The 26773-nt window shown below is 37.6% G+C and carries 24 protein-coding genes; 18 read left to right on the top strand and 6 right to left on the bottom strand.

The window, feature by feature from the left end; genetic code table 11:
* Positions 1 to 44: 44 nt before the first annotated feature.
* The 4 genes from pcaF to QF004_RS08595 all read left to right on the top strand — a co-directional run bounded on the left by pcaF (position 45) and on the right by QF004_RS08595 (position 3417).
* Entirely contained in the window at positions 45 to 1256 is a 1212-nt protein-coding gene (gene pcaF / locus QF004_RS08610; RefSeq protein ID WP_307425072.1) for a 3-oxoadipyl-CoA thiolase, read from the top strand.
* Between the two features lie 33 nt (positions 1257 to 1289).
* Positions 1290 to 1829, top strand: coding sequence for a TetR/AcrR family transcriptional regulator (locus QF004_RS08605; RefSeq protein ID WP_133440054.1), 540 nt, complete (start codon positions 1290 to 1292; stop codon positions 1827 to 1829).
* Between the two features lie 104 nt (positions 1830 to 1933).
* Positions 1934 to 2509, top strand: a complete 576-nt coding sequence (locus QF004_RS08600; RefSeq protein WP_307425066.1) for a DUF417 family protein — start codon at positions 1934 to 1936, stop codon at positions 2507 to 2509.
* 257 nt (positions 2510 to 2766) lie between these two features.
* On the top strand, positions 2767 to 3417 hold the full coding sequence (locus QF004_RS08595) for an OsmC family protein (RefSeq protein ID WP_307425063.1): 651 nt from the start codon (positions 2767 to 2769) through the stop codon (positions 3415 to 3417).
* Between the two features lie 154 nt (positions 3418 to 3571).
* Here the strand turns inward: QF004_RS08595 and QF004_RS08590 are convergent, their stop codons facing one another.
* Positions 3572 to 3832 (bottom strand): hypothetical protein, encoded by a 261-nt coding sequence (locus QF004_RS08590; RefSeq protein WP_307425061.1) that lies wholly within the window; start codon positions 3830 to 3832, stop codon positions 3572 to 3574.
* Positions 3833 to 3993: 161 nt separating this feature from the next.
* On the opposite strand from QF004_RS08590, the gene QF004_RS08585 reads away from it, so the two are divergent.
* The 4 genes from QF004_RS08585 to QF004_RS08570 all read left to right on the top strand — a co-directional run bounded on the left by QF004_RS08585 (position 3994) and on the right by QF004_RS08570 (position 6779).
* Positions 3994 to 4839 (top strand): GLPGLI family protein, encoded by an 846-nt coding sequence (locus tag QF004_RS08585; protein WP_307425057.1) that lies wholly within the window; start codon positions 3994 to 3996, stop codon positions 4837 to 4839.
* Positions 4840 to 4971: 132 nt separating this feature from the next.
* Positions 4972 to 5316 (top strand): DUF4377 domain-containing protein, encoded by a 345-nt coding sequence (locus QF004_RS08580; RefSeq protein WP_133440058.1) that lies wholly within the window; start codon positions 4972 to 4974, stop codon positions 5314 to 5316.
* 322 nt (positions 5317 to 5638) lie between these two features.
* A complete protein-coding gene (locus QF004_RS08575) occupies positions 5639 to 6337 on the top strand; it encodes an SAM-dependent methyltransferase (protein WP_133440060.1) in 699 nt (232 codons plus the stop codon).
* Between the two features lie 64 nt (positions 6338 to 6401).
* The gene (locus QF004_RS08570) at positions 6402 to 6779 is read left to right on the top strand and encodes a hypothetical protein (protein ID WP_133440061.1); all 378 of its coding nucleotides are present in this window, start codon (positions 6402 to 6404) and stop codon (positions 6777 to 6779) included.
* Between the two features lie 43 nt (positions 6780 to 6822).
* Here the strand turns inward: QF004_RS08570 and QF004_RS08565 are convergent, their stop codons facing one another.
* Positions 6823 to 7221, bottom strand: coding sequence for a hypothetical protein (locus tag QF004_RS08565; protein ID WP_307425051.1), 399 nt, complete (start codon positions 7219 to 7221; stop codon positions 6823 to 6825).
* A gap of 101 nt (positions 7222 to 7322) precedes the next feature.
* On the bottom strand, positions 7323 to 7796 hold the full coding sequence (locus QF004_RS08560; protein ID WP_307425048.1) for a DUF962 domain-containing protein: 474 nt from the start codon (positions 7794 to 7796) through the stop codon (positions 7323 to 7325).
* A 124-nt stretch (positions 7797 to 7920) separates the two neighbouring features.
* Between QF004_RS08560 and QF004_RS08555 the strand changes: the two genes are divergently transcribed.
* Positions 7921 to 8634: a bifunctional 2-polyprenyl-6-hydroxyphenol methylase/3-demethylubiquinol 3-O-methyltransferase UbiG gene (locus QF004_RS08555; protein WP_307425045.1), complete on the top strand. Its 714-nt coding sequence runs from the start codon at positions 7921 to 7923 to the stop codon at positions 8632 to 8634.
* A 41-nt stretch (positions 8635 to 8675) separates the two neighbouring features.
* On the opposite strand, the gene metG is transcribed toward QF004_RS08555, so the two are convergent.
* A complete protein-coding gene (gene metG / locus QF004_RS08550; RefSeq protein ID WP_307425042.1) occupies positions 8676 to 10709 on the bottom strand; it encodes a methionine--tRNA ligase in 2034 nt (677 codons plus the stop codon).
* Between the two features lie 362 nt (positions 10710 to 11071).
* Between metG and QF004_RS08545 the strand changes: the two genes are divergently transcribed.
* The 9 genes from QF004_RS08545 (at position 11072) to QF004_RS08505 (ending at position 25083) form a co-directional block, all read left to right on the top strand.
* Positions 11072 to 13816, top strand: coding sequence for a SusC/RagA family TonB-linked outer membrane protein (locus QF004_RS08545; RefSeq protein WP_133440068.1), 2745 nt, complete (start codon positions 11072 to 11074; stop codon positions 13814 to 13816).
* 12 nt (positions 13817 to 13828) lie between these two features.
* Entirely contained in the window at positions 13829 to 15391 is a 1563-nt protein-coding gene (locus QF004_RS08540) for a RagB/SusD family nutrient uptake outer membrane protein (RefSeq protein WP_307425037.1), read from the top strand.
* 18 nt (positions 15392 to 15409) lie between these two features.
* Positions 15410 to 16543 carry a SusE domain-containing protein gene (locus QF004_RS08535; protein WP_133440070.1) on the top strand — a complete coding sequence of 378 codons (1134 nt, stop codon included), beginning with the start codon at positions 15410 to 15412 and terminating at the stop codon, positions 16541 to 16543.
* 42 nt (positions 16544 to 16585) lie between these two features.
* Positions 16586 to 18019, top strand: a complete 1434-nt coding sequence (locus QF004_RS08530) for a SusE domain-containing protein (protein ID WP_307425033.1) — start codon at positions 16586 to 16588, stop codon at positions 18017 to 18019.
* 219 nt (positions 18020 to 18238) lie between these two features.
* Entirely contained in the window at positions 18239 to 20395 is a 2157-nt protein-coding gene (locus QF004_RS08525; RefSeq protein ID WP_307425030.1) for a glycoside hydrolase family 97 protein, read from the top strand.
* Between the two features lie 59 nt (positions 20396 to 20454).
* Positions 20455 to 21051 (top strand): transposase, encoded by a 597-nt coding sequence (locus QF004_RS08520; RefSeq protein WP_307425029.1) that lies wholly within the window; start codon positions 20455 to 20457, stop codon positions 21049 to 21051.
* Between the two features lie 145 nt (positions 21052 to 21196).
* Complete coding sequence (locus QF004_RS08515; RefSeq protein ID WP_307425027.1) at positions 21197 to 23053, top strand: glycoside hydrolase family 13 protein; 1857 nt, start codon at positions 21197 to 21199, stop codon at positions 23051 to 23053.
* A gap of 73 nt (positions 23054 to 23126) precedes the next feature.
* Positions 23127 to 23651 carry a nuclear transport factor 2 family protein gene (locus QF004_RS08510; protein WP_307425024.1) on the top strand — a complete coding sequence of 175 codons (525 nt, stop codon included), beginning with the start codon at positions 23127 to 23129 and terminating at the stop codon, positions 23649 to 23651.
* Between the two features lie 49 nt (positions 23652 to 23700).
* Positions 23701 to 25083 carry an MFS transporter gene (locus tag QF004_RS08505; RefSeq protein WP_307425023.1) on the top strand — a complete coding sequence of 461 codons (1383 nt, stop codon included), beginning with the start codon at positions 23701 to 23703 and terminating at the stop codon, positions 25081 to 25083.
* Positions 25084 to 25186: 103 nt separating this feature from the next.
* Here the strand turns inward: QF004_RS08505 and QF004_RS08500 are convergent, their stop codons facing one another.
* A complete protein-coding gene (locus QF004_RS08500) occupies positions 25187 to 25549 on the bottom strand; it encodes a DUF488 domain-containing protein (protein ID WP_133440079.1) in 363 nt (120 codons plus the stop codon).
* A 170-nt stretch (positions 25550 to 25719) separates the two neighbouring features.
* Complete coding sequence (locus QF004_RS08495; RefSeq protein ID WP_307425106.1) at positions 25720 to 26586, bottom strand: DUF808 domain-containing protein; 867 nt, start codon at positions 26584 to 26586, stop codon at positions 25720 to 25722.
* Between the last annotated feature and the right edge of the window lie 187 nt (positions 26587 to 26773).

The raw sequence follows: 26773 nt of genomic DNA, 5'->3' as shown, positions 1-26773 counted from the left end.
AAGGCGTCCTAATGGTTTTGCATCAAATTATAAAAAGAAAAATTATGAAAACAGAAGCCTATATTATAGATGGAATCCGTACCTCAATTGGAAATTTTGGCGGTACTTTAGGCGCAGTACGTACCGATGATCTTGCCGCAATGGTCATTGAAGAATTGGTAAAAAGAAATCCGGCTATTCCGAAAGACGCCATTGATGAAGTTGTTTTAGGATGTCATAATCAGGCAGGTGAAGACAACAGAAATGTGGCAAGAATGGCTGCATTACTAGCCGGACTACCGGTAACTGTTCCTGGCGAAACGGTAAATAGGCTTTGCGCGTCCGGAATGTCGGCCATTATCCATGCTAACAGAGCAATCAAAGCAGGCGACGGTGACATTTTTATTGCTGGCGGTGTGGAAAACATGACCCGTGGACCATTAGTAATTTCAAAACCATCAAAAGCCTTTGGAACCGATTCTAAAATGGAAGATTCTTCTTTTGGATGGCGTTTTGTAAACCCGAAAATGAAAGAAATGTACGGCGTAGATCCTATGGGAATTACCGCTGAGAATCTGGTAGATTTGTATGGCATTTCAAGAGAAGATCAGGACAAATTTTCTTTAGCCTCTCAATTAAAAGCTTCTGCTGCCACTAAAAATGGACGATTGGCAGAAGAAATATTTCCCATAACTATACCTCAGCGCAAAGGACAGCCAATAGTTTTTGATAAAGATGAATTTGTTAGAGAAAATTCTACGTTAGAATCGCTTTCGAAACTGAAACCAGCCTTTAAAAAAGACGGTACAGTAACGGCCGGCAATGCTTCGGGTTTAAATGACGGTGCCGCGGCAGTGTATGTGGCATCAGGAGAAGCTGTCGAAAAGTATGGCTTAAAACCTTTGGCCAGAATTGTTTCCTCCGCAGTTACAGGTGTTGAACCGCGAATTATGGGAATCGGACCTGTGACTGCTGTTCAAAAAGCATTGAAAAAAGCGGAACTTACTTTAGATGATATTGGAGTTATGGAATTTAACGAAGCCTTTGCAGCACAAGCATTGGCTTGTACGAGAGCATTAGGACTAAAAGATGATGACCCAAGAATAAATCCCAATGGTGGCGCTATTGCTTTAGGACATCCATTAGGCATGTCCGGTACACGGATAACGTATTCTGCTGCGCTGGAGCTTCACAAGAAAAATGTAAGGTATGCATTAGCCACGATGTGTGTAGGGGTAGGTCAAGGATATGCTGTTATTTTGGAAAAAGTGGACTAAGTAATTTATTTCTTAATACGATAGAATTAGAAAATGAGTAAGAAACAGGACATCTTGGATGCCGCATTAAATATTTTTACAGAGGTAGGGACATCAGCTGCGTCAACGAAATCTATTGCCGTTGAGGCAAATGTGTCTGAAGCGCTTATTTTTAAACACTTTAAAAATAAAGACAACCTTATTGAAGAAATTGTAAAATCGGGATACCGGGAAGCCACCAAGTTGGTTGCGGAACATTTGGAATACAAAACCCCCGAAAATTACATTTCAAACTTACTCGATTTACCAAAAATACTCGTCTTGTCAAACAAAAACTTCTGGCAGATGCAATATAAAATCACGCCGCTGAATGTGATGGCAATGACGCATCATCAGCTGTTTATGAAATCGAGTCACGAATTGCTGGTGAAGGCTTTTGCGTTATTAGGCTATGAAGAACCAGATTTAGAAGCAGAAATACTGCTGTTTATTATTGATGGCTTGTGGAAATATATTGCGGCCAATGAGTTTAATTCCGACCATATCGATGCCATCATCCGCCTTGCCAAAAAGAAATACAGCATACATTCGTAGTATTGATTCATAAAGGTTATAGGTGTTTTCAAGGGCAGATTAACGGTCAGTTAATGCTAAATTGCATCTGACCTAAAATAAAAAATCATTAATTATTATTCAATATGAAAAAACTAATCGAATTATTGGCGGGTAGTCAATCTCAATTTATAAACGTAAGCCGAATTTCTATATTTGTGGTCATGGCCTGGATTGGCGGTTTAAAAGCCTTTCAGTATGAAGCGGATGGCATTGTTCCGTTTGTGGCGAACAGTCCTGTGATGTCATTTTTTTATACCAAAGAAGCACCTGAATATACTGAATATAAAAATCCGGAAGGGAAAACCGTTCAGAAAAATGTTGACTGGCACGAGGTCAATGGTACTTATATTTTCGCCTACGGATTAGGAACCTTGATCATCATTATTGGAATTTTTACTTTACTGGGAATCTGGTATGATAAAATTGGCTTAATCGGCGGACTGTTAACATTTGGTATGTCGATCGTTACGTTGACGTTTTTAATCACGACGCCTGAAGTATATGTTCCAAATCTGGGCGGCGATTTTCCGACCCCGGAGTACGGATTTCCTTATTTGTCGGGTGCAGGGCGTTTGGTACTGAAAGACATAATCATGTTAGCAGCCGGACTGATTTGTGCAGCGGACAGTGCAAAGCGACTTACGTTACAATTGGAATAGGTGCTGACAAGCTTTTGGTTGGAAGGTGTTGAGGTTTGCATTAATGCGCAATAATTGAGTTTACATGTAAATAAAATATTTTTAAACGTCTAAATGCTTCCCGCTGTTTTTGTGCTGCATAAATTGAATTTCAACAATCTTACCATCCTTATCTGGGCGGGATTAAGAGAGCGGATATCTGTGGCAACGGCGCTTTCATTGCCCAATTCAGCTAAAGAGAATTAATAGAAATACAGTCGCCTACAGGAAATAGGGTATTGGCGGGTGAACCAAAAGAAAAAGGTGGCCAGGACAAAGGATTCTCGCCAAAAGAATTGCTGGTTTCTGCTTTGGCAGCCTGTACCAGTGCCACAGTAGGGATGTATTCCGACCGTAAAGAATGGGAGCTTACCAACGTACATATTGAAACTGAACTCATTGAAGACGATGGAAAAACCATTTTTAAAAGGAAACTTCAATTTGAAGGAAAGCTGGATGAAAGGCAACGCCAAAGACTTTTGAATCGCTTTTTATCATTAAATGGTTTGCGAATACGAATGCTCGTCTCCCCAATTTTGATGTTTCCGCGAGAGTGCCCAACTCCCTCAACAGTTTCCGGCGGAAGGTCTTTTTCCTGGCGCTTACCAGTCCGAAAATTCCTGCAGCCGCTTTGGTTTGGGGGCCATTTTTTCACGCGGTCGGGTCCTGCCCGTACGAATATGCGTTCGCCATCATTTACAAAAACAATATTGCCGGTTGCACCGCTCAGGTTGCCATTTTTCTTTAAATTTGCCATAACGATTTCCGTGGGGATTAGGTTGTCATCAACCGCCCGTCAGCAGAAGATCTTATTTCTACTGATCCTCAACGCATTAAGTTCGATGAAGATACAATTAAAAACCATTATAAAAGCATTGTTTCTCCAATAGTTTATTGGAGTTTTATTGGACTTATATTGGAGTGATATTGCAGTTATAAAGAAGGACACTGGCAGGAGATTGGAAGCAATGTGCGAGCATTGTGGGAGGATGACCCCAACTGATCCCGTGAAACTGACTGCGCACTACGACGTTGCCATATCACTTACGCGGAGTCCCATTCCGTAACACTTGAGGATGAGTTTGCGTTTCGGATTCCCGGTAATCTGAACAAAACTTCTTTGCCGACTCTTTTTTGGTCAAGGCCGAAAAGTTCGCGCTTAGTTAAAAGAATGATCGGTGACCATGATTTTTGGGTTTGCTGCCATCGGGGTTTTGTTGGAGATTTGAGCATTGCAATAAGCAAAGAATCATTTGGAAACCTGATCCAAATGATATTTTTGTTTTTGTGTTGAACCACCTTCACAATATCTATTTTTTGGATGAGAAAAGAAAAATTGCTGCAGCCAAAAGAATTCAAAAACAAATCACTAAATTTGGGTTGACTGACAAGGATATTGAAATCACAAAAATGTGATTATGAATGTCTAAATTTAACCTTAGTCAGAATATTTATAAAAATATGTCGTGAAACTGAAATTCTTCATTTTAACTTTATTTCCAACTCTAATTTTTTCGCAGAATTCGAGTTTTATTTATGAGATGAAGTTTAAACCAAATTCTGACAGCACAAAAACTGAAAAAATAATCTATTTTTTGGACGTAAAAAATCAAGAGTCAATTTTTCGTTCCGAAAAGTTTCGAACTTCCGACTCTTTGAGAATCAAACGCGGATATGGAAATAGCGCAGATATGCAGTTCAATAATAAGCAATTGTATGTTTACAAAAAATACGATAAAAATGTAGTTAATAAATATGTTTTTATTCCCTTTATTGAGCCAAAATATACAATAAAAGTAAAAAAGAATTTAATTTGGAAAATTACTAATGAAAAAAGGAAAATTGGACAATATGACTGTCAAAAAGCAGAAACAAATTATGGTGGAAGAAAATGGTTTGCTTGGTTTACAAATGAAATTCCTATACAAGATGGACCTTATGTTTTTCGTGGATTGCCAGGTTTAATTGTTGATATTTCTGATGAAAATTCAGATTATTATTTTAAGCTTGGAGAAGTACGTCATTTTTTATGGAAAGAATTCTATCTTGAAACTTCACAGAACGAAATTTCTTGGGAAGATTTCAAAAAATTGCAAATGAATTTTTATAATAATCCGTTTGCAGTACTTAATAAATCTGATGTAACAAATTATGATGAAGCAGGAAATATCGTTGAAACTGACTTAAAAAGAATGACTGAATCTATACAAGAAAGAATCCGCAATAACAATAATCCAATTGAATTGGACCGACCAAAAATTAGATTATTAATAACACTTCTGTTAATACGGTATTTCTACAAGAGGGTATGAAGTTTTTATCGAGGATTTTAGCAATTAATTCAATTTTCAGCAAGTAGAAAGTTTTCGTATTTTTAGCCCGCCTGCAGAAATACTAAACGTTGTACGACATTAACCTAAAATTAAAATTATAAAATATATCTAATGAAAAAAGTAATAGTATTTTATTTATTCTTGATGATTGCAATATTGGCAATAAGTTGTGAGAGAGAAGATAGGGATAGAATAACAACCGTTGTAGCAACTGTACATCATCAATATGTTGATTTATCTGTTCCGCCGGACTTTGATGTAATAAAGGGTATAAAAATTAAAGAATCCACTTCTACTGAATGGGTTACAATAACCGGAATTGATGGATTTACTTTCGAAGAAAATTTTGTGTATGAACTTAAACTTGAAAAGAAGTACTCAGCAGATCCGCCTTTAGACTCACCAAGCCCTGTAACATATAAGCTGTTGGAAATCTTGTCGAAAAAGCAGAAATAACGTACAATAACTAAGCTTTAGCTTCGCTCAGTTAGGCTCCGCCTCGGGTCGTTTTGTCTGCAAGATAAGAAATGAAAGCTCGGTGAATCCTACAACTTCTCTCTCGGACTGGCTACGCCTTCGGTGACTTTTCGGTAAGCTATTGAATTGTCTGTTGAGATATTATCGCTCATTTTTGGTAAAATAATGCAGGCAATGGAAAGAGAATCGAAAACAAATCAATATATTTGACGCGACTGGTAAAGTCCTGAAATAATCAGCTTATCGCTGCCGGATTCATTATGTCAGTCGAAAAAAAACGATCCAACAAAATTTTATTTTTATGCTATTTCTCATACCTGCTTATTTATCAGAAAACTCACCCATCGATTATTTTGCGCCGGCCGTAAAAGAATATATTTTAAAGACCGATTATTTCTTTGTGGAAAATGAAAAAACCGCCAGAAAAGTCATTAAGTTTTTCGCGCCCGAAAAAAAGCAGGCCGATTTAAAGTTGTTTCTGCTGGATAAAAATACCGAAAGAAAAGATTTACAGGAAGCCCAAATGCTGATGAAAAAAGGTCAGGATTTCGGTTTGCTTTCAGAAGCGGGGTTGCCCTGTATTGCCGATCCCGGAAATGTAATGGTGATGTGGTGTCATGAAAATGGCGTAAAAGTAGTTCCGGTCAATGGACCGTCTTCCATTATTATGGCTTTGATTTCCAGTGGGTTTAATGGTCAGGAATTTACTTTTCACGGTTATTTGCCGATCGAGAAATCAGAGAAAAAAGCGAAGATCAAATGGCTTGAAAATCAGGTGTTGACCACGGGCTATTCTCAGATTTTCATGGAAACGCCTTACCGTAATAATCCGCTTTTTGATGATTTGTGCAAAGTGTTGGCGCCAAGTTCAAAGCTGTGTATCGCTGCCAATATCAACGATCCAAAAGAGGAGTTTATTAAGACCTTAACCATTAAAGAATGGCAGAAAAACAAGCCGGAACTTCATAAAATCCCTGCGGTTTTTGTGTTGGGGAAATAAACTTTAACAACCATTAACAGGATACTTGCATCATTTTTGATCCTATCGACACAAATAAATTATTATGTCAGAAAGAAAGTTAGCGGGAATTTGGATGGATTCCGAAAGTGCAACGGTAGTTAAAAATCACGATATCGAAAGTGCTTATAAATTTTTTGTTTGTAATCCGGTGAAAAAAGATGTTCAACACGGTAATTCAAGCGAGAAAAATGCAAATAATGTAGAGCAAACCAATATGGCGAAGTTTTTTAAGGATCTAGAGCATCTCATCACCAATACAGAAGAACTTTATTTAACCGGAACCGGAACGGTTCAGGAACAGTTCAAAAATCACTTGGCGGAAACAGCGCAATTTAAGAATTTGAAAGTGACTCTTGATACAGATCAGAAAATGAGTGACCAGCAGTTTTTAGAAAAAGTTAAAAAGCACTTTGGTGAATAATTAATTTTCCCAAGCAAAAAGGTCAGAAATTTCTGACCTTTTTTTATTTGGAATAATGGTACTTGAAACCATCATTTGCATCCTGGGCTAAATACAAATCATTGGCGTTTATGCTTTCAATAATTAAGTTCGGCTGATTACTGAAGTGCAAGAAAAGTTTTTCCAAATGATCAGTGTTTGTGACTTCTCTGGCCAAATAATAAGTTCCTTCGCTCACCACTTCTGTATTTTCTTTTATGGTATAAAATGATTCTGCAGTTAAGGTTAAGGTTCTTGTAACTCCTGTATTTGAAGGTGTTTGGTGAACGTTTGCCAATCCGCCATCGGTTGAAACCCAGTTCCAGACGCCTACATATTGTTCGTTATCCGTTTCGTCTTCTCTTGTTCCACAGGAAAAAAGAAGGAATAAAAACGCAGTAAGAAGTATGATTCTTTTGATCATTATGTTTTTTTTTAGAAATTAATATTCCTCAAATTTAAGGTTTTTACCTATGTTTAAATGATTTTCAGTCGATTGAGATTCGAAATATGAGACAAGTCATTTTAATATTTAATTTTTAGTTTTTGTAAAATAAAATGAAGTAACCAAATAGGTCCAATTAAAAGAAACTGTAAATCTTTTAAGAAACTGGGTTTTTTGCCTTCGATTTTATGCCCGTAAAACTGCCCGATCCAGGAAAGAACGAATATTGAAACGAAGACCATCCATGATTGATGTTCAAATTTCACATTGATAAAGTAAACGGGATGCTCCAGTAATGCCATGATGAGAATCATCAGTAAAGCAATCCGCCACGATAATCTGACATAAAAAACGGTCACTAAGAGCAATGCGATACAGCTCACAATACTGATACATCCGAAATAAATAAAACAAAAATGCGGCGCCGGAATCAGTGAGATAAGCCCAAGAATCGACCAGAAAATTAAAGGAACGCAAATCCAGTGGATTAATTTGTTGGTTTGATTCTTATGACTTTCACCATATTCGGCAAAGAGTTGATCAATTTTTCTCATAGGTTTTAGAATTTTTATTGTACTAAATTAATGATTCTTTTAATAAAGGATTTTATTTTTAATAAAACATTTTACAATTGACTGCTGCTCAATATTTTCTTATTTTTGACAAAAATTTATTTCAATGAAAGATTTAATGGGGCAGGCGATTTGGGATTTTTATCACGATAACAGTTCTGAGAATTTATTAACGGAAACTTCCATTTCGGAAATGGACGATTTGCCGGTTGATTATCTGTTCCGGGACTTTGATGAAATGAATTTGGTGGAACAAAAAGCCCTGGAATTATCGAAAGGTAAAGTTCTCGATATCGGAGCAGGCGCAGGTTCTCACAGTTTATACCTCCAGAATGAAAAGGGTCTGGATGTTTTGGCGTTGGATTTTTCTCCCAAATCAATTGAAGTTTGCCAACTGCGCGGCGTTAAAAAAACGGTATGTTCAGATATGCTTCAGTTTTCCGGTGAAACATTCGATACGGTATTATTGTTAATGAACGGCACGGGAATTTTTCAGTCACTTGATAAAATCGATATTTATTTAGAGAAATTGCATTCATTATTAAATGAAAACGGACAGATTCTAATTGACAGCACCGATATTCTCTACATGTACGACCGTGCCGATGATGGCGGAGTTCTGGTGCCGACCGAACATTATTACGGCGAAGTCGATTATTTTGTTCATTATAAACTCGATACCGAAAAACCAATCAAATGGCTTTATCTGGATTTTGAAACTTTGAAAAGAGCCGTCGAAAATAACGGATTTAAGATTGAAAAAATACTGCAGGAAGAAGATTCTTATTTGGCAAGGCTAACGAAAAAAGACCTGAATTAATTTCAGGTCTTCAATATTTAAAAATGGAAACCGTAAATTAATTATCCGATTTCTATGCCGTTTTCAACCGGTACATCAGGAGTTACAAATACTAATTTCCCTTCAGCATTATTCGTTAAAAGCAACATTCCCTGAGATTCGATTCCGCGGATTTTACGGGGTGCGAGATTCAATAAAATCATTACCTGTTTTCCTACACATTCTTCCGGAGTAAAACTTTCGGCAACACCGGAAACTACCGTTCTTACATCAACTCCTGTATCTACGGAGAATTTCAATAGTTTATCTGCTTTTTCCACTTTTTCAGCGGTCAAAATGGTAGCGGTTCTTAAATCTATTTTCGTGAAATCATCGAATTGAATTTCTTCTTTCATAGGATTAGCTTTAGGGTTGGTTTTTTTGTTGGATTGTTTTGTGTTTTCTAATTTCTGAATCTGGAATTCAATCGTTTCATCTTCAATTTTCGAGAATAATAATTCCGCTGGATTAATTTGGTGCCCGGTCTTGATGAGTACTTTTTCATTTTTAATTTCGCTCCAGTTTAATTGAGAAACATTGAACATTTTCTGTAATTTCTCTGCACTGAAAGGAAGGAATGGTTCACAGATCTGTGCTAATCCAACTGCGATTTGTGCTGCAACAAATAAAGAAGCTGCTGCTTTTTCAGGATTATCTTTAATGGTTTTCCAGGGTTCTTCAATCTGAAGATATTGATTTCCGAAACGGGCGAGATTCATCATGGCTGTCAAAGCATTTCTGAATTCGTAATGTTCCAGGAAATTTTCAACTTCCGTCGCGGCTTTTGTAATTTCATTGAGTTCTTCCGCATTTTCATTTCCTGCTGGAACAACTCCGTCGTAATATTTATGAATAAGAACGGCAACTCTGTTGATGAAGTTTCCGAAAATTCCCACCAATTCTGAATTGTTTTTGGTTTGGAAATCTTTCCACGTAAAATTATTGTCTTTGGTTTCCGGTGCTGAAGAAAGAAGCGAATAACGCAAAACATCCTGCTGTCCCGGGAATTCCTGAACATATTCATGTGCCCAAACCGCCCAGTTTCGGGAAGTTGAGATTTTGTCGTTTTCTAAATTTAAAAATTCAAAAGCAGGTACATTGGCCGGCATTATGTAATCGCCATGGGCTTTCATCATCGCCGGGAAAATAATACAGTGGAAAACGATATTGTCTTTTCCGATAAAATGAACCAAATCTGTATTTTCATTTTGCCAGTAATCTTTCCAGTCTTTTCCGTTTTTTTCTGCCCATTCCTGGGTGAAGGAAATATAACCAATTGGTGCATCAAACCAAACGTAAAGCACTTTCCCTTCTGCATTTGGAAGAGGAACAGGAACGCCCCAGTTCAGATCTCTGGTCATGGCTCTCGGTTTCAAACCATCGGTTAACCATGATTTTACCTGACCGTAAACGTTAGGTTTCCAGTCGTCTTTATGGCCTTCGATAATCCATTCATTAAGAAAATCTTCGTATTCGTTTAAAGGAAGATACCAGTTTTTGGTTTCCTTTAAAATGGGAATATTTCCGCTCAGCATTGATTTTGGATTGATCAGTTCAGACGGAGAAAGGGTAGAGCCACATTTTTCACACTGGTCACCATACGCGTTTTCGTTGCCGCAATTCGGGCAGGTTCCTACGATATAGCGGTCGGCAAGAAACTCATTGGCCTGTTCATCAAAGTATTGTTCGGAAACTTCTTCGATAAACTTTCCTTTATTATATAGGGTTTTGAAGAAATCCTGACTCACATCACGGTGTCTTTCAGAAGTGGTTCGGGAATATTCATCAAAAGAAATCCCCAAATCCTCGAAAGATTTTTTGATGATTCCGTGGTATTTATCGACAATATCCTGTGGCGTAACCCCTTCTTTTTTTGCACGGATTGTAATGGGAATACCGTGTTCATCGGAGCCACAGATAAAAGCGACGTCTTTTCCCAGTCTTCTCTGAAATCTCGCATAAACGTCTGCGGGAATATAAACTCCAGCTAAATGACCGATGTGCACCGGTCCGTTTGCGTACGGCAAGGCAGCCGTAATCATCTTTCTATCTGACATATTTTGAGATTAATTTTTTGCAAAGATAAGGGTTCTGCGATGGAATTTAAAATGTAGAATCCTGAAAATTTACGGTGGGGGTTTGTGCTGTAGTTTAATTTAGTGATTTTAAGTGTTAAAATTTGCGAAACATTTGTTTAATTTTTTGTTAATTTTTAAGAAGGTTCCAAAAAAATGTATTTTCTGTAAAGTTTTGATAAATAGTTGTTTGTATTATTTTTATGATTCAAAATACTGATACTTGTCACAAATAATTAACATTAGGATTAAAAAAATTATGATAACTAAAAAATTGGTTAAATTGCATTGCTTCTTTTACGGGGCAGAGATGTTAAGAATATTAATCCTTAAATTTTATTTTTGTGAGAAACTATACTAAAGTATTAAAAATTGCTCCAGCTTTTTTATTGGCCGGAACAATGTTACATGCGCAAACCAAAGATTCCATAAAAACTGCCGAGATCGAGCAGGTGGTTTTGATAGGTTATGGAAAGCAGAAGAAGGAAGATCTTACGGGATCGATTGCTTCGATTTCGTCGAAAGACTTTAATCCCGGATCTACATCTGCAGATCAATTGATTATTGGCAAGGCGCCAGGTGTTACGGTTACCGGAAACGGTGGTAATCCAGGTTCAGGAGCTACCATTCGTATTCGAGGTGGGGCATCTTTGACAGCAAGTAATGATCCATTAATAGTGATTGACGGAATCCCAATGGATTTTGGTGGTATCAGTGGGGCTTCAAATGCGTTAGCATTGATTAATCCAAATGACATCGAATCTTTCGACGTTTTAAAAGATGCTTCTGCAGCCGCCATTTATGGTAACAGAGCTTCGAATGGGGTGATTTTGATTACCACCAAAAAAGGTTCTTCCGGAAGAGTGAGAGTGAATTTCTCTACTTCAGGATCGGTATCTACCAAAATGGGAAATCAGAGTGTATTAACTGCAGACGAATTCAGGGATTTTGTAAGAGCAAATGCTTCGCAGCATTATATAGACAAACTCGGAAACGCAAATACCAATTGGCAGGATTTAATTTATCAAACCGCTTGGGGAACCGATAATAACGTTGCGATTACCGGTGGGATTAAGGATTTACCTTACCGTTTGTCTTTGGGTTATAATGAGCAAAATGGTATTGTTAGAACGAATGAGTTTAAAAGAACATCAGTGGGTTTAAATTTAACCCCGAAATTCTTTGATAACCATCTGAGCGTTACCGCTAATGTAAAAGGATCGATGACAGAGAACCGTTTCCCGGCCGGAGTGATTGGTGCCGCACAGTTTTTTGATCCTACGCAGGAAGTCTATGATTATTCAGCGCAAGGTGATAAAGTAAATAACTATTGGGAGTGGTTTTTGAATCCTGGCAATATTAATGTGAATGCAACGAGAAATCCGCTTGCTTCTTTATATGGAAGAAGAGATGTATCGACCGTATTCCGCGGAATCGGAAATCTGCAGTTGGATTATAAACTTCATTTTCTTCCGGACCTGCATTTTAATGTAGTGGGTGGATATGATTATCAGAAAGGGAATGGTGCAATTACTCAATATCCTGGATTTGCAGGAATGCTTGCTTCTGGTGACGTGAGTACAAGAAGAGATTACACGCAGGAGAAAACCAATAAATTATTAGAAACTTATTTAAACTACGTAAAGACAATTACTGCAATTGATACGAAGGTAGATTTAATGGCGGGTTATTCTTATCAGCAGTTTCATGATAAAGTACCATCTGCAACAACTTATTACGGAAATCCAACAAGGGTTGCGACTCCAAGCAATGCTTACGAAGGAAAATTAACTTTATTAGGATTCTATGGCCGTGGTATTTTTTCCATTGCCAATAAATATATCTTAACCGGATCTGTAAGAAGAGATGCTACATCCCGATTCTACAACGGAACTGATTTGAAAAATAACTGGGGAACATTCTATGCCGCTTCAGGGGCCTGGAAAATCAAAAATGAAAACTTCCTGAAAAGCTCTAACGTATTTTCAGATTTGAAACTGCGTGCCGGTTGGGGAGAAACGGGACAACAGGAAGTAGGAGGTTACTATAATTCCTTTGCTTCGTACAATGTGTCCGATCCAACTGCACAGTATGGTTTCGGAGATCAGTTTTATTTAATGTACCGTCCGACTCAGTATAATCCTAATTTAACCTGGGAAACGACAGAAACGGTTAATGCAGGATTGGATTTTGGATTCTGGAGAAACAGAATTACCGGTTCAATCGATTGGTTTAAGAAAGACACCAGAAACTTACAGGCCAGAGTTCAGGTTCCGGCAGGAGAATTCAGCAATACCAATATCAAAAATATCGGCACGATGAAAACTGATGGTATTGAGTTCCTGATTAATGTGAATCCTGTAAAAACAGAAGACTTTACCTGGGACTTCAGCTTCAATGTTGCTCATTACAAGCCTGAAGTTACCCATTTTGATGATGTAGCTGATGGTTACGTTATTCAACAGGGAGGGATTTCCGGTGGAGTCGGGAATACGGTACAAGCTCACAGTGTAGGATATACGCCATTTAGTTTCTATGTGTATCAGCAAGCCTATGATTCTAATGGAAAACCATTGGAAGGGGTGTATGTTGACAGAAACGGAGATGGTAAAATCAGTGCAGATGGTGATAAATATTTCTATAAATCAACTACACCAGATGCAACTTTTGGTTTCTCGACGAAATTCAAATATAAAAACTGGGATATGTCTACTTCTTTGAGAGCGGTGGTAGGAAATTATGTTTATAATAATTTCGATTCCCAATCGAATGTTCAAAGTATTGCAACCAACGAATACTTACAGAATATCTCCAGCACAACTGCAAACTACGGATTTGGAACGCCACAGTACTGGAGCGATGCTTTCGTAGAAAATGCTTCCTTCTTAAGAATGGATAATTTAACGTTAGGCTATAACTTCGGAGATGTTTTCAATAAAGGAAGCAATCTTAGAGTTTACGGAATGGCGCAGAATGTATTTGTAGTCACTGATTATTCCGGCGTAGATCCAGAGATTTTTGGAAATATTGATAATGGATTTTATCAAAGACCAAAAGTGTATTCATTAGGATTAAACTTTCAATTTTAATAATTAAGAACAATGAAAAATTTCAGAATAAAAAATATTTCTATCGCAGTAGCCATTTTTGGCGCTTCGGTCACGATGACCTCTTGTATTAATGATTTAAGACAGGAACCCATCACCGAAGTTACCGCTGCAAGTCTTTATAAAGATTTTGGAAATTACAAAAACCTGTTGGCTAAATTATACGGAGGTTTAGCAGTAGGTGGACAAACTGGTGGAGACGGCAACGGAGATATCGCTGATATCGATGGTGGATTCTCCAACTATATGAGACTATTGTACATCATGCAGGAAATTACAACTGATGAAGCCGTGATTGGATGGAATGACGGTACGCTGCCTGAATTTCATAAAATGACCTGGACTCCAGCCAATGAATTCAACAATGCAATGTATTACAGACTGTATACAGAAGTTGCTTTCTGTAATGAATTTATTAAAAACACCACTGATGAAATGTTGAGTCAGAATGGTATTTCAGGAGCCAGTGCTGATGAAGCAAAAGTAATGAGGGCTGAAGCGAAATTCATTAGAGCGCAGGCTTACTATCATTTGCTGGATCTATACGGGAATGTTCCTTTCGTAGATGAAACTACTTTTGGTACTTTGCCAAAACAAATTTCCAGAGCTGAACTTTTCAAATATGTTGAATCAGAATTAATTTCTGCCGCAAACGATTTGAAAGCACCGAAAGCCAACGAATATGGCAGGGTAGACAAAGCAGCTGCGTGGACTCTTCTTTCCAGATTGTATTTGAATGCGAAAGTATATACGGGAGCTGAAAGAAATGCAGATGTGATCGCCAATACTGAAAAAGTAATCAGTGCAGGGTATACTTTGCACCCAAAGTATGAAAATTTATTTCTGGCAGACAACAACCTTAATAATCCTGAAAACATCTTTTCGATTGTGTATGATGGATTAAAGACCCAAACCAATGGTGGAACAACATTTATGGTTCACGCTGCAGTTGGTGGAACTATGGATCCTGCGGCTTTTGGTATCAATGGAGGTTGGGGTGGTATCAGAACTACTAAAGCTTTCGTGCAGAAATTTGAGCCTACCGATCTAAGAGGACGTTTTTATACAAGCGGCCAGTCTTTAGAAATTAATAATCTTGGTAACTTCAATGATGGATACGCTTTTATCAAATATAAAAACGTAAAAAGCAACGGAGCTGTCGGAGCCCACGACAACTGGGTAGAAGCAGATATGCCTGTTTACCGGTTGGCCGATGTTTATCTAATGTATGCCGAAGCAGTCCTTAGAGGAGGCGGTGGCAGCATGAGCACAGCGGTGGGATATATAAACGACTTAAGAAAAAGAGCAAATGCATCTACGGTTACATTTATCGATCTTAACTTTATTTTAGACGAAAGATCAAGAGAACTGTCTTGGGAAAATACCAGAAGAACCGATTTAATCCGTTTCGGTAAATTCACCTCGGCAACTTATTTATGGCCTTGGAAAGGAAATGCAAAAGATGGTATTGCTGTTAGCGAGTACCGTAATTTGTTCCCAATCCCGAACAATGATTTGGTTGTAAACAAGAATCTTGTACAAAATCCTGGTTATTAATTATTAATAAAAGAAACAATGAAAAATAATATATTTAAACATATTTTTTTGGCGGTTACCCTCATCTTAGGTTTGATATCATGTGACAATCGTGAAATTATTACCATAGATAATGTATCGTCGCCAATCGTGATGGATCTCTCTGCGAACAGTTTGGTTTTAGACAAAAATTTTCCCGGAAATCCTGCGCTTACCGTAACATGGCAATCTGCGGCATACTCTGTGCCCACAGAAATTTCATATAGAATTGAAATAGCCGTAGATAAAGATTTCGCAAAACCTTATACTTTAGCGACCGTTGCCGGGTCACAGAGAGCAGCTGCTTTTACCATGTTGCAGATGAATGATGCAGCTGCGGCAATCGGTTTGGTACCTAATGTATCGGCGAAAATGTTTATGAGAGTAATTTCTTTCTTAGGATCAGGACACTCTTTAGCAGCAACCTCTAATGTTACCTCGTTGATGGTTACTCCTTATGTTTTAACTTATCCTGATTTTTATCTGGTAGGAGGAGCTACATATGTTGGATGGACTCCGGAAAAAGCTCAGATTTTATACAAAAAAGAGAATCTTTCTTACATCTATACCAATTTACAGAGTGGTGAAAATTTCAGATTCTTAGGGCAGTTGGCTTGGGATGGAAAAAACTATGCTTTGAATACACCAGGTACAAAAGCGGGTAACCAATATTTCAAGCAATGGAGTGATGTTTTAACAAAACCAGATGGTGATGAAGAAAATATTAAATTCACCGGAGCCACTGGAGTTTACAAAATTACAATCAATGCAACACTGGGTGTTCAAACTATTGAATTAAAACAATCACCAATTGCAACTTATGATTTCCCGGAAATTTATTTGGTTGGAAATATCGCAGGTAACGGTTGGAATGAAACTAATGCAATACCAATGACTACCATTGGGGACGGCGTTTATGAATTCACATCAACACTTGCAGGTGATACGGAATTCAAAATCTTAGGACAAAAATCCTGGGGTAACCTGGATTGGGGGAATATCTCCGGAGATGGAAACACTGGATTCGTTGGTCCGAAAGGAGATAACGGAAACATCAAATTTGCAGGTGATGGCAGTTCATACAAAATCACAGTGAACCTTAAAGCTGGAACTTATAAAATTATCAAAATATAATTTTATAATCCAAAACTTTTTTTAATTATTAATTAAAACAAAATGAAAAATATTTTAAAATTATTAATGGTGTTTTTGTTGCCATTGCTTTTAATCAACGCCTGTAGAGACGAGGCAGATCGGGACTGGACTTCTCCGGAACCGTCTTTCAAACTCTACGACACTACGTTGGGTGCCAACACGCTTTATCCGTCGATGGAAAATAATCCGTTTATTTTAACCTGGGATAATGCTACTACAGGATCCGGAAGTTATTCGGTGGTGATCTCTGCAACGTCAGACTTTAAAAATAAAGTAGAACTTGCAAAATCAGAAACCAACACGTTGAAAACAACGATTGGTGCTTTGAATACAGCAATGCTTCAGGCAGGACTTAGTCCTTATTTAGCGCAGAACGCGTATATAAGAATTGAAAGAGGAACCCAGGTTTCAAATGCTGTTTCATTCTCGGTAACTGCTTATCCGACAGGCAAACCGGTGATTACTAATCCAACTGCGGGTTCTGCTCTTGTTTTAGATGCAACCAAACCCACTGTTACGGCAACCACTTTCAAGTGGAGTGATTATACCTATGGAGTTAATGTCAGCTATAATGTGGAAATTGCAGCATCGGGATCAACCGCTTTTTTACTGGTAGGAAATGTACAGAACTCTAAGGAATTGGCTGTGTCTAACTTTGATTTGAATGAGTTGGCCTCAAAACTTTCTTTGCCGGTGAATGTAGCTTCCAATGTTGATGTCCGGGTAAGTGCAACCTCAGAATCTTTAGGCGGTGTAATTACCAAGACTTCAGATGTGGTTACCTTTAAGCTGACTCCTTACAAGCCAGACTTTAAAGCATTATACCTTGTTGGTGGTGGTACTGCTGTGGGCTGGGATGCTTCTAAAGCACAACTTTTATATCAAAATCAAAACATCTCCGAAATCTATACTTACTTAGAAAACAACGGCGAGTTTAGATTCTTGGGACAACAGGATTGGAATCCAATCAACTACAGTTTAAATGCTGATGGAATCAAGGATGGCTATAAATATTTTGCCACATGGTCAAGTAATTTAGAAAAATCGGGTGACGAGAATATTAAATTCCTTGGAAACTCCGGAATGTATAAAATCACTATCGATCAGAACACGAAATCTATCACGGTGACTCCTTCTGCAAATCCTGCCTTACCAACAAACGTTTACTTGGTAGGATCAATTCAAGGTTGGAACGCTGGTGCAGCGATAGCAATGGATCAGGTTGGTGACGGTGAGTTTGAATACACCATCGCAATTCCCGCTGATGGCGAATTTAAATTTCTTGGTCAGCAGGATTGGTCCGGTTTGGAATGGGGGAATATTCACGCTGGTGGAAATTCTGGTTACCTCGGTCCAAATGGTGATAACAACAATATCAAGTATGCAGGAACTGGCGGTTTGTACAAAATTACAGCCAACATCAAAATGGGAACTTATAAAGTGACTCCACTTTAAAAAAAACCTGTTTTAAAAATTGAAACTGTTGCTTTTTAGCAGCAGTTTTTTTTGTTTTTTAGGATAAAGAAGCCGTAAATAATTGTTTATTAATGGCATTTTCTCTAAATTTATTGATTCGAAAAAATCATGATGAAATCGCCAGTAATAAACTGTTTTAAACCCGCTGAAATGAACGCAGACTATTCCATATGATCTTGAAAAATTAAATATCTATTTATGAAAAATATAAAAATATCCGTCCTTTTCCTTCTGTTAGGAAGTTTTTCCCTCAACGCACAATCCTTAAAATCTCCCGATGGAAAGTTTGAAATGAATTTTCAGTTAAAAGCCGGAGTTCCCTATTATGACCTTAAGTATCAGGGCAAAACAGTCGTTGAAGATTCGAAATTAGGATTAAGACTTTTGCGGGACGGTAATATTCAGTTCGCTTCAGAAATTGAAAATAAAGATCAGAAAGGAAAAGATCTCGATAACGGTTTTACCAAAACTGCAGAAAAACGCGATTCCAAGAACGAAACCTGGGATCCGATCATGGGCGAGAAGAAATCCTATATCAATCATTATAATGAATTAGCGGTTACTTTAAATCAAGACGCAAATGATCGACACATTATTGTGAAATTCCGTTTGTTTAATGATGGTCTGGGTTTCAGATATGAGTTTCCGGAGCAGAAAAACCTGAATTATTTCATTATTAAAGAAGAAGATTCAGAAATCGATTTGCCAACCGATATGAAAGCCTGGTGGCTTGCCGGTGATTACGACTCTCAGGAATATCAAACCCAGACCACCAACCTTTCAGAAATTCCGGCAAAATGGCCAACATCTTACGACGGAAATGCCTCCCAAACTTTAATTAAAAATGCAGTCCAAACTCCTTTAATGCTAAAAAAAGAAGGAAAAGATCAGTTGTATGTTAATATTTCAGAAGCAGCGGTCATCAATTATCCGGCATCGAATTTAGAGCTCGATGCTACGAATTTTAAATTTAAAACGCATTTAACGCCAGACGGTCAAGGTGCAAAAGGCTATATCCAGACGCCGGCTGTTTCTCCCTGGAGAACGATTATCGTGTCACCAAAAGCCGAAGAAGTTCTCGCTTCAAAAATGATTTTTAATCTTAATGAGCCTACGCAATATAAAGACACTTCTTACATCAAGCCTACAAAATACATGGGCGTTTGGTGGGAAATGATTATCGGCAAATCGCAGTGGGCGTACTCCACCGCCAACAATGTTCATATTGGCAAAACCGATTTTTCTAAATTAACACCCAACGGAAAACATGCGGCCAACAATACCAAAGTAAAAGAATATATCGACTTCGCTTCTGCAAACGGTTTCGACGCTTTGCTCATCGAAGGTTGGAATACCGGTTGGGAAGACTGGTTCGGTCACAGCAAAGAATTTGTTTTTGATTTCATCACGCCATATCCGGATTTTGATATCAAAATGCTGAACGATTATGCTCATTCTAAAAATTTAAAACTGATGATGCACCACGAAACTTCAGGTTCAGCGACGAACTATGAAAGATGGGCAGACGATGCATTTAAATTAATGAATAAATATGGTTACGAAGCCGTAAAAACAGGTTACGTTGGAAATATTATTCCACGAGGTGAGCATCACTATTCACAGTGGACTATTAATCATTATTTAAGAATTGCCGAAAAAGCCAACGATTACAAAATCATGGTCAATTCCCATGAATCCGTTCGGCCGACAGGTTTAAACCGTACATATCCAAACTGGATTGCCGCAGAAGCTGCGCGTGGAACAGAATTCGAAGCGTTCGGCGGAAATAATCCCGATCACCAAACCATCTTGCCATTTACCAGATTTATGGGCGGACCGATGGACTACACACCGGGAATTTTCCAAACCAAACTCGATTATTATTTCCCTGGCGATACCCGATTTGTGAAAACCACTTTGGCGAAACAGTTGGCTCTTTATGTCGTGATGTATTCCCCGCTTCAGATGGCCGCAGATTTACCTGAAAATTACGCCAAACACATGGACGCTTTTCAGTTCATCAAAGACGTTGCCCTCGACTGGGATGATACCAAAATTTTATCTGCAGAACCTGGTGATTATATTCACACTGCCCGTAAAACCAAAGGAAAAGATGAATGGTTTGTTGGCGGAATCACCGATGAAAATGCCAGAAATTTCACCGTAGATTTCTCTTTCCTGCCAAAAGGTAAAAAATACGAAGCTACTGTTTATGCTGACGGAGACGACGCGGATTACATCAAAAATCCACAGTCTTATAAAATCTACAGGAAAACCGTAACCAACAAATCAAAGCTTCCGATGAAATTGGCGAGAAGTGGCGGTTATGCGATTTCGGTGAAACTTTTGAAATAGGAAACTCCACAAACCTTTGAGGTTTTTTAAACCTTAAAGGTTTCAATACAATTTCAGTAATGGAAATAAAAGCTCCTTTTTACGAAAATTTTAAATTTGGACAGATTTATCATCTGTTTACAAGAGTGAATGGGAATGAGCTTATTTTTCGTAAAGAGGATAATTATGTTTATTTTCTGAAGCAAATTTCAAAATATTTGCTTCCCTACTTAGAGATTTATGCCTATTGTTTGGTTTCACAGCGTCTTAGTTTATTGGTTCGTTTTCGGCCGCAAAATGAGATTTTTAATAATCTCGACTTACCTGAAAGAGAACTTTCAGCGGAAGAAGAGCATAAATTTTTAATGCAGCCGGTAAGTAATTTGCTCAATTCTTATTCAAAAGCATACAACAAAATGTTTCAAAGAAAAGGTGCGTTATTTATTGACTATATTAAAAGAGAAAAAGTAGATGATGAGGAGCAACTTAAAGATATTTTCAAAGGAATTCATCAGATTCCTTTACAGCACCGGTTAGCGAAAAGTTCTGAGGAATGGAAATATTCCTCATTTAAGGCCTATTTAGATCAAAATAAACCTACTAAAGTCAGCAGAAATTTCATGATGGAATTTTTTGAAAATACGCAAGACCTGATACAGTTTCATAAAGTAAATTAAATCAAAACCTTATAGGTTTGCAAACCTATAAGGTTTCCTAAAATAAAAGATGAGGAAAAAACAATTTTATTCATGTTTCTCATTCAGAAATCAGATAGAATTACAAATCACCATTGAATATCCTTTAAAATAATATTAAATAAAAATGAAAAAAATACTGTTATTTTTACTCTTTTCCGTTTTCTCTTTTGCCCAGATTCAAAAAGTAGAACCCGCATTCTGGTGGCACGGCATGAAAAATCCAGAACTTCAAATCTTAGTGTATGGAAAAAATATTTCAGGTTATCAAATCGAACTTTCGGATCATATCAAAATAAAAGAAGTGACGAAAACAGAAAATCCAAACTATGTTTTCGTCACTGTAAATACTGATGAGATTAAAAATTCTTCCTTTAAAATTAATTTTAAAAAAGGAAAGAAAACAGTTGATTCTTACACCTACGAACTCAAAAACAGAAAACCGGGTTCTGCCGAAAGAAACTCTTTTTCTTCAAAAGATGTGATGTATCTCATTATGCCGGACCGATTTGCCAACGGCGATCCATCCAACGATTCGCAACCCAGTTTAATTGAAAAAGTAAACCGCAATTTACCAAGTGGAAGACACGGCGGAGATTTACGTGGCATCATCAATAATTTAGATTATTTACAAAATTTGGGAGTCACCGCATTATGGCTTACTCCGGCAAATGAAGACAATGAAAAACAGACTTCTTATCACGGCTACGCCCAAACTGATCTTTACAAAATCGATGGCCGGTATGGAACCAACGCAGAGTATCTGGAACTTTCCCGTGAACTGCAAAAGCGCGGCATGATGCTCATTCAGGACTATGTGACCAATCACTGGGGGATTTCACACTGGCTGATTCAGGATTTACCGACCAAAGACTGGATTCACCAGTTTAAAGATGGTGAAGGGAAATACGGTTTCAAAAGATCCAATTACAGAACAACTTCTCAGTTTGATACCAATGTGGCGCAAATTGACAAAGATATTGCGCTGAATGGTTGGTTTGATACGACGATGCCGGATTTGAATCAGAAAAATCCGCTCGTATTGAAATATTTAACCCAAAATGCAATCTGGTGGATCGAGTATGCGGAATTGGGCGGTTTGCGCGTTGACACTTATCCTTACAACGATAAAACTGCGATGGCAGAATGGGCAAAAGCGATTACCGATGAATATCCGAAATTCAATATTGTAGGAGAAGCGTGGATGTACAATCCGGCTCATGTTTCTTTCTGGCAAAAAAACTCCAAGATTGCAGAGATTGAAAATTACAACTCCAATCTCCCTTCTGTGATGGATTTTACCCTGTTTTCAGATTTGCCATCTGCTTTGAAAGAAGAGGACGGCTGGGACAAAGGAATGATTAAAATCTATAATTCCTTTGGCAACGATTTCCTGTATCCGGACATTAATAATATTTTGGTCTTTTTCGAAAACCATGATACAGAAAGGTTTAATGAGATTTTCAAAGGCGATATCCGTTATTATAAAATGGCATTGACTTTAATGTCAACCGTTCGCGGAATTCCACAGATCTATTATGGTTCTGAAATCGGAATGCGCGGTGATAAAAACAACGGTGGTGATGCAGAAATCCGGAAAGATTTTCCAGGCGGCTGGAAAGAGGATGCTCAAAATGCGTTCAATGCAAAAACCCAAACTCCGGAACAGAAAGAATTTCACGGTTTTACCCAGAAACTGCTGAACTGGAGAAAAGGAAAAGACGTCATTCACAGCGGGAAAACCACGCATTATATGCCTGTTGATAAGGTTTATGTTTATTTCAGATACAATGATCATGAAAAAGTAATGGTCATTATTAATAACAATGAAAAAGAGCAAAATTTAAATTTAAGCCGTTTCGCAGAATCTTTGGACGGAATTTCAAAAGGAAAAGACGTAATTTCCGGAAAAGAATTTTCTGTTTCCCCACAAAATAAAATCACGGTTTCAGGAAAATCTTCACTAATTTTAGAACTTCAATAAAAAATAATTCGGTTAAGATTACAGTTGTCATGCTGAGCTTGTCGAAGCATCTTTAATTTTAAATAATTTAGTAATGAAAAAGAGTATTGTTTTTACGGTGATCACCTTTCTATTGATTTGCTCCAACTCACTTTTCTCTCAGAAAAAAAGCTTTTATGAAAATGTTCAGAAAAAAAATGTGAGTAAAGTTTTAGACGATCTGAATTTATATGCAACAAAAGCAGACTTTAAAAATTACTTTAATCTCTACGCTGAAGCATCTACTTTCATTGGAACCGATGCCAACGAAGTCTGGAATAAAAAAGAATTTATGGATTATGCCAAACCCCATTTCGACAAAGGAAAAGCATGGAATTTCACTTCTTTAAAAAGGAACATCTCTTTCAGCACCGACGGAAAATACGCATGGTTCGATGAATTACTCGATACCCAAATGAAATTTTGTCGCGGAAGTGGTGTTCTTGAAAAAATAGGATCACAGTGGAAAATAAAACAGTATGTGCTGTCAATAACAATTCCCAATGAGGTAACCAACGAGGTTGTCAAAATAAAATCACCTTTTGAAAATCAGGTAATTTCGGATTTAAAAAATAAATAAGTTATTTTTATAAACTCAAACACTCAAACACTCAAACACTTAAAAATACATGCCTAAAAAAATAAAACCAAATCTCTCCATCGCTCAGATTATCAACATGAGTATGGGATTTCTCGGAATTCAAATGGCCTTTGGATTACAGAACGGAAACGCCAGTAGAATTCTTGCCAATTTCGGCGCTGATGTTCATGAACTTTCCTGGTTCTGGCTCGTCGCGCCTATCACGGGATTACTTGTACAGCCGATTATCGGACACATGGGTGACAATACGTGGAGTCCGCTCGGCCGCAGAAAACCGTATTTTTTAATTGGTGCGGTTTTGTGCGCTGTTGGATTGGTTTTCCTGCCCAATGCTGCTTCGGTTACGATGATGATGGGTGCAAGTGTTTTGCTCTTGGCTGTGATTTTCCTTGCGATGATGGATGCTTCCATTAATGTTGCTATGGAACCTTTCCGTGCTTTGGTGGGCGATATGTTGCCGAAGCATCAGGGGACTTTGGGATTTGGTGTTCAGACTATTTTAATTGGAATCGGTGCGGTAATCGGTTCCGAAATGCCGAACTGGCTGACCAAAATGGGCGTTTCTAATGTCGCACCAGATGGTTTTGTCGCAGATAGTGTGATTTACGCTTTCTATGTGGGGGCCGCTGTACTCATTTTATCGATTGTTTATACCATTGTAATGACCAAAGAATATTCTCCTCAGGAATTTGCCGATTTTTCAGATGAAGAACCAAGTACCGGGAAGTCTAAGTTTTCAGATATTTTTAAAGATTTTGCGAAGATTCCCCCATTGATGAAAAAATTGGGTGCTGTTCAGTTCTTTTCCTGGTTTGCACTATTTACGATGTGGGTTTTTACCACCAGCGCTTTAGCAACGCATCATTTCGGACTCTCTCCGCAGGATACGAAATCTTTAGAATATAATCAGGCGGGGGATTTAACAGGTCATTTATTCGGACTGTATAATTTATTTGCCATTCCGTTTGCTTTTCTTTTAACGCCAATTGCTAAAGCAATCGGAAAAAAACAAACCCATGCTTTAGCCTTATTTTGTGGAGGTTTGGGATTAATTTCGATGTTCTTTATTAAAGATGTTAATATGCTTTGGATGTCGATGGTTGGACTAGGTTTTGCCTGGGCGAGTATTTTAGCAATGCCTTATGCAATGTTGATCGATGCGATTCCACAAAGAAAAATGGGTGTTTACATGGGGATTTTCAATTTCTTTATCGTAATGCCACAAATTATCAATGGAATTTTTGGTGGTCCGATTGTAAAAAGTTTGTTCGGAAATATGGCGATGGATTATGTGGTGGTCGGTGGAGTTTGTATGCTGATCGCAGCTGCTGTAACAATGTTTTTAATTAAAGGAGAAGGAAAAGAAACTGCGGAAGAAATTGAAGAAGAAATTCAGCAGGTTCATTTTTAAAATTTTTTCAATCAGAAAATATCAATTGGAACGGGCTTTAGCCCGTTTTTTTATTTACGTTTAATGGGCTTTAGCCAAAACTTAAGTGGAAAGTTTTTTATCATTAAGAATGTCGCTTTATTCTTTGCTCGATAAAAGCTTTTAGAACCGGAGTTTCACTCGTTTCAATTTCCTTTACAGAAGTCATCAAAGTGATTGTTTCCTGTTTTTTTATTTGATTTAGAAAGGATTCCGTTTTGGGATTCTCATCCAGTTCCTTTAAATATTTTTTGCTGAATTCCTTGAAATCAATTTCTTTTCCGTGATAGGATTTCCGCAATTCTGTGGAAGGTGCAATTTCCTTTGCCCATAAATCGATATGGGCATTTTCTTTTTTCATTCCTCTTGGCCAGAGACGGTCGGCAAGAATCCTAAAACCATCTTCCTTTTCAGGCTTGTCGTAGATTCTTTTTTCTAAAATTTTCATCTTTTTAAATTTTATTAAAGTTAATGAAAATGATTTATTGTTTATTTATTGAACTTTAAATCATCGAATTTAACTCTTTGAAATTTTCAACATTTAATTCCACAAAACGATTAAATAAAAAAAGCGAACAAAAAAATGCCCGCTTTCTATTGATTTTCAATGCTGGATTTCTATTGTTTTTGGATCAGGGAAATTCCTTTCTTAATTCCGGAAATGATGAAAAATACTAATAAACCTGCAATAATTCCATAAAGCAGATGTTTCACCATCTCTGTAAAGTGAGGTAAAAACTGATGAACCCACTCAATGTTATGATCAAAAATTCCGCCTGAAACCAATAATAAAGCGATGGTGCCGATAATTGATAATGCTTTGATAATAAGGGGAAGTGCTTTTACCAAAAGGTTTCCAAAGAAAGTAAGAAAGCCTTTGTTGTTTGATTTGCGGATGAGTTTATAGCCCGCATCATCCATCCTCACAATTAAGGCGACAATTCCGTAAACCCCAACCGTTGCTAGAAATGCGACCACAGAAACGGTGATAATCTGTATCGGTAAACTCTTTTCGAGTACAGATCCTAAAGCGATAATCACGATTTCCAAAGACAGAATAAAATCGGTGGTGATGGCTGATTTAACTTTTATTTTTTCCGCATTTTCACCATTTTCAGTTTCTGCGGCAAGTTCTACGTGTTTATCTTCTTTATGAAAGAAATATTCAATGATTTTCTCCACCCCTTCATAAGCCAGATAAAGTCCACCCAATATCAAAATAATCTTAATCGCCGGCGGAAAAATAACCTGTAGTAAAAAGGCAACCGGGATAATGATTAATTTATTAATAAATGAACCTTTCGTAATCGCCCAAAGAACAGGGATTTCGCGGGAGGATAAAAACCCGGTGGCTTTTTCCGCATTCACGGCCAGATCATCACCAAGGATACCGGCGGTTTGTTTGGTCGCAACTTTCGAAGCTGCTGCAACATCGTCCATTAAGGCAGCAATATCATCCAATACTGCGAAAAATCCTGAAGCCATTTCTTTTTTGTTTTGTGACAAAAATAGAGAATTCTGGAAGATGTTTTCATTAATAATTTTACAATGCGACATTTTATGGAGTTAAAATTATGGAAAAATTAGCATTTATAATTTTAAAGTCAGCTTAAAAATTGTTATTTTCGCAGAACTAAATTTTTAGAAAGTGAAACTGCATCTATTACATTCA

This window comes from Chryseobacterium sp. MDT2-18 (assembly GCF_030815285.1).
Classification (GTDB): Bacteria; Bacteroidota; Bacteroidia; order Flavobacteriales; family Weeksellaceae; genus Kaistella; species Kaistella salivictor.
The sequence above is the reverse complement of the archived record's forward strand: the minus strand, read 5'-3'. Positions and strand labels throughout refer to the sequence as shown.

Excerpts from the sequence above, each read along its gene's own strand:
- pcaF (WP_307425072.1), top strand. The coding sequence starts at position 45 with ATGAAAACAGAAGCCTATATTATAGATGGAATCCGTACCTCAATTGGA.
- QF004_RS08605 (WP_133440054.1), top strand. The coding sequence starts at position 1,290 with ATGAGTAAGAAACAGGACATCTTGGATGCCGCATTAAATATTTTTACA.
- QF004_RS08600 (WP_307425066.1), top strand. The coding sequence starts at position 1,934 with ATGAAAAAACTAATCGAATTATTGGCGGGTAGTCAATCTCAATTTATA.
- QF004_RS08580 (WP_133440058.1), top strand. The coding sequence starts at position 4,972 with ATGAAAAAAGTAATAGTATTTTATTTATTCTTGATGATTGCAATATTG.
- QF004_RS08575 (WP_133440060.1), top strand. The coding sequence starts at position 5,639 with ATGCTATTTCTCATACCTGCTTATTTATCAGAAAACTCACCCATCGAT.
- QF004_RS08570 (WP_133440061.1), top strand. The coding sequence starts at position 6,402 with ATGTCAGAAAGAAAGTTAGCGGGAATTTGGATGGATTCCGAAAGTGCA.
- QF004_RS08565 (WP_307425051.1), bottom strand. The coding sequence starts at position 7,221 with ATGATCAAAAGAATCATACTTCTTACTGCGTTTTTATTCCTTCTTTTT.
- QF004_RS08560 (WP_307425048.1), bottom strand. The coding sequence starts at position 7,796 with ATGAGAAAAATTGATCAACTCTTTGCCGAATATGGTGAAAGTCATAAG.
- QF004_RS08555 (WP_307425045.1), top strand. The coding sequence starts at position 7,921 with ATGAAAGATTTAATGGGGCAGGCGATTTGGGATTTTTATCACGATAAC.
- metG (WP_307425042.1), bottom strand. The coding sequence starts at position 10,709 with ATGTCAGATAGAAAGATGATTACGGCTGCCTTGCCGTACGCAAACGGA.
- QF004_RS08540 (WP_307425037.1), top strand. The coding sequence starts at position 13,829 with ATGAAAAATTTCAGAATAAAAAATATTTCTATCGCAGTAGCCATTTTT.
- QF004_RS08535 (WP_133440070.1), top strand. The coding sequence starts at position 15,410 with ATGAAAAATAATATATTTAAACATATTTTTTTGGCGGTTACCCTCATC.
- QF004_RS08530 (WP_307425033.1), top strand. The coding sequence starts at position 16,586 with ATGAAAAATATTTTAAAATTATTAATGGTGTTTTTGTTGCCATTGCTT.
- QF004_RS08525 (WP_307425030.1), top strand. The coding sequence starts at position 18,239 with ATGAAAAATATAAAAATATCCGTCCTTTTCCTTCTGTTAGGAAGTTTT.
- QF004_RS08520 (WP_307425029.1), top strand. The coding sequence starts at position 20,455 with ATGGAAATAAAAGCTCCTTTTTACGAAAATTTTAAATTTGGACAGATT.
- QF004_RS08515 (WP_307425027.1), top strand. The coding sequence starts at position 21,197 with ATGAAAAAAATACTGTTATTTTTACTCTTTTCCGTTTTCTCTTTTGCC.
- QF004_RS08510 (WP_307425024.1), top strand. The coding sequence starts at position 23,127 with ATGAAAAAGAGTATTGTTTTTACGGTGATCACCTTTCTATTGATTTGC.
- QF004_RS08505 (WP_307425023.1), top strand. The coding sequence starts at position 23,701 with ATGCCTAAAAAAATAAAACCAAATCTCTCCATCGCTCAGATTATCAAC.
- QF004_RS08500 (WP_133440079.1), bottom strand. The coding sequence starts at position 25,549 with ATGAAAATTTTAGAAAAAAGAATCTACGACAAGCCTGAAAAGGAAGAT.
- QF004_RS08495 (WP_307425106.1), bottom strand. The coding sequence starts at position 26,586 with ATGGCTTCAGGATTTTTCGCAGTATTGGATGATATTGCTGCCTTAATG.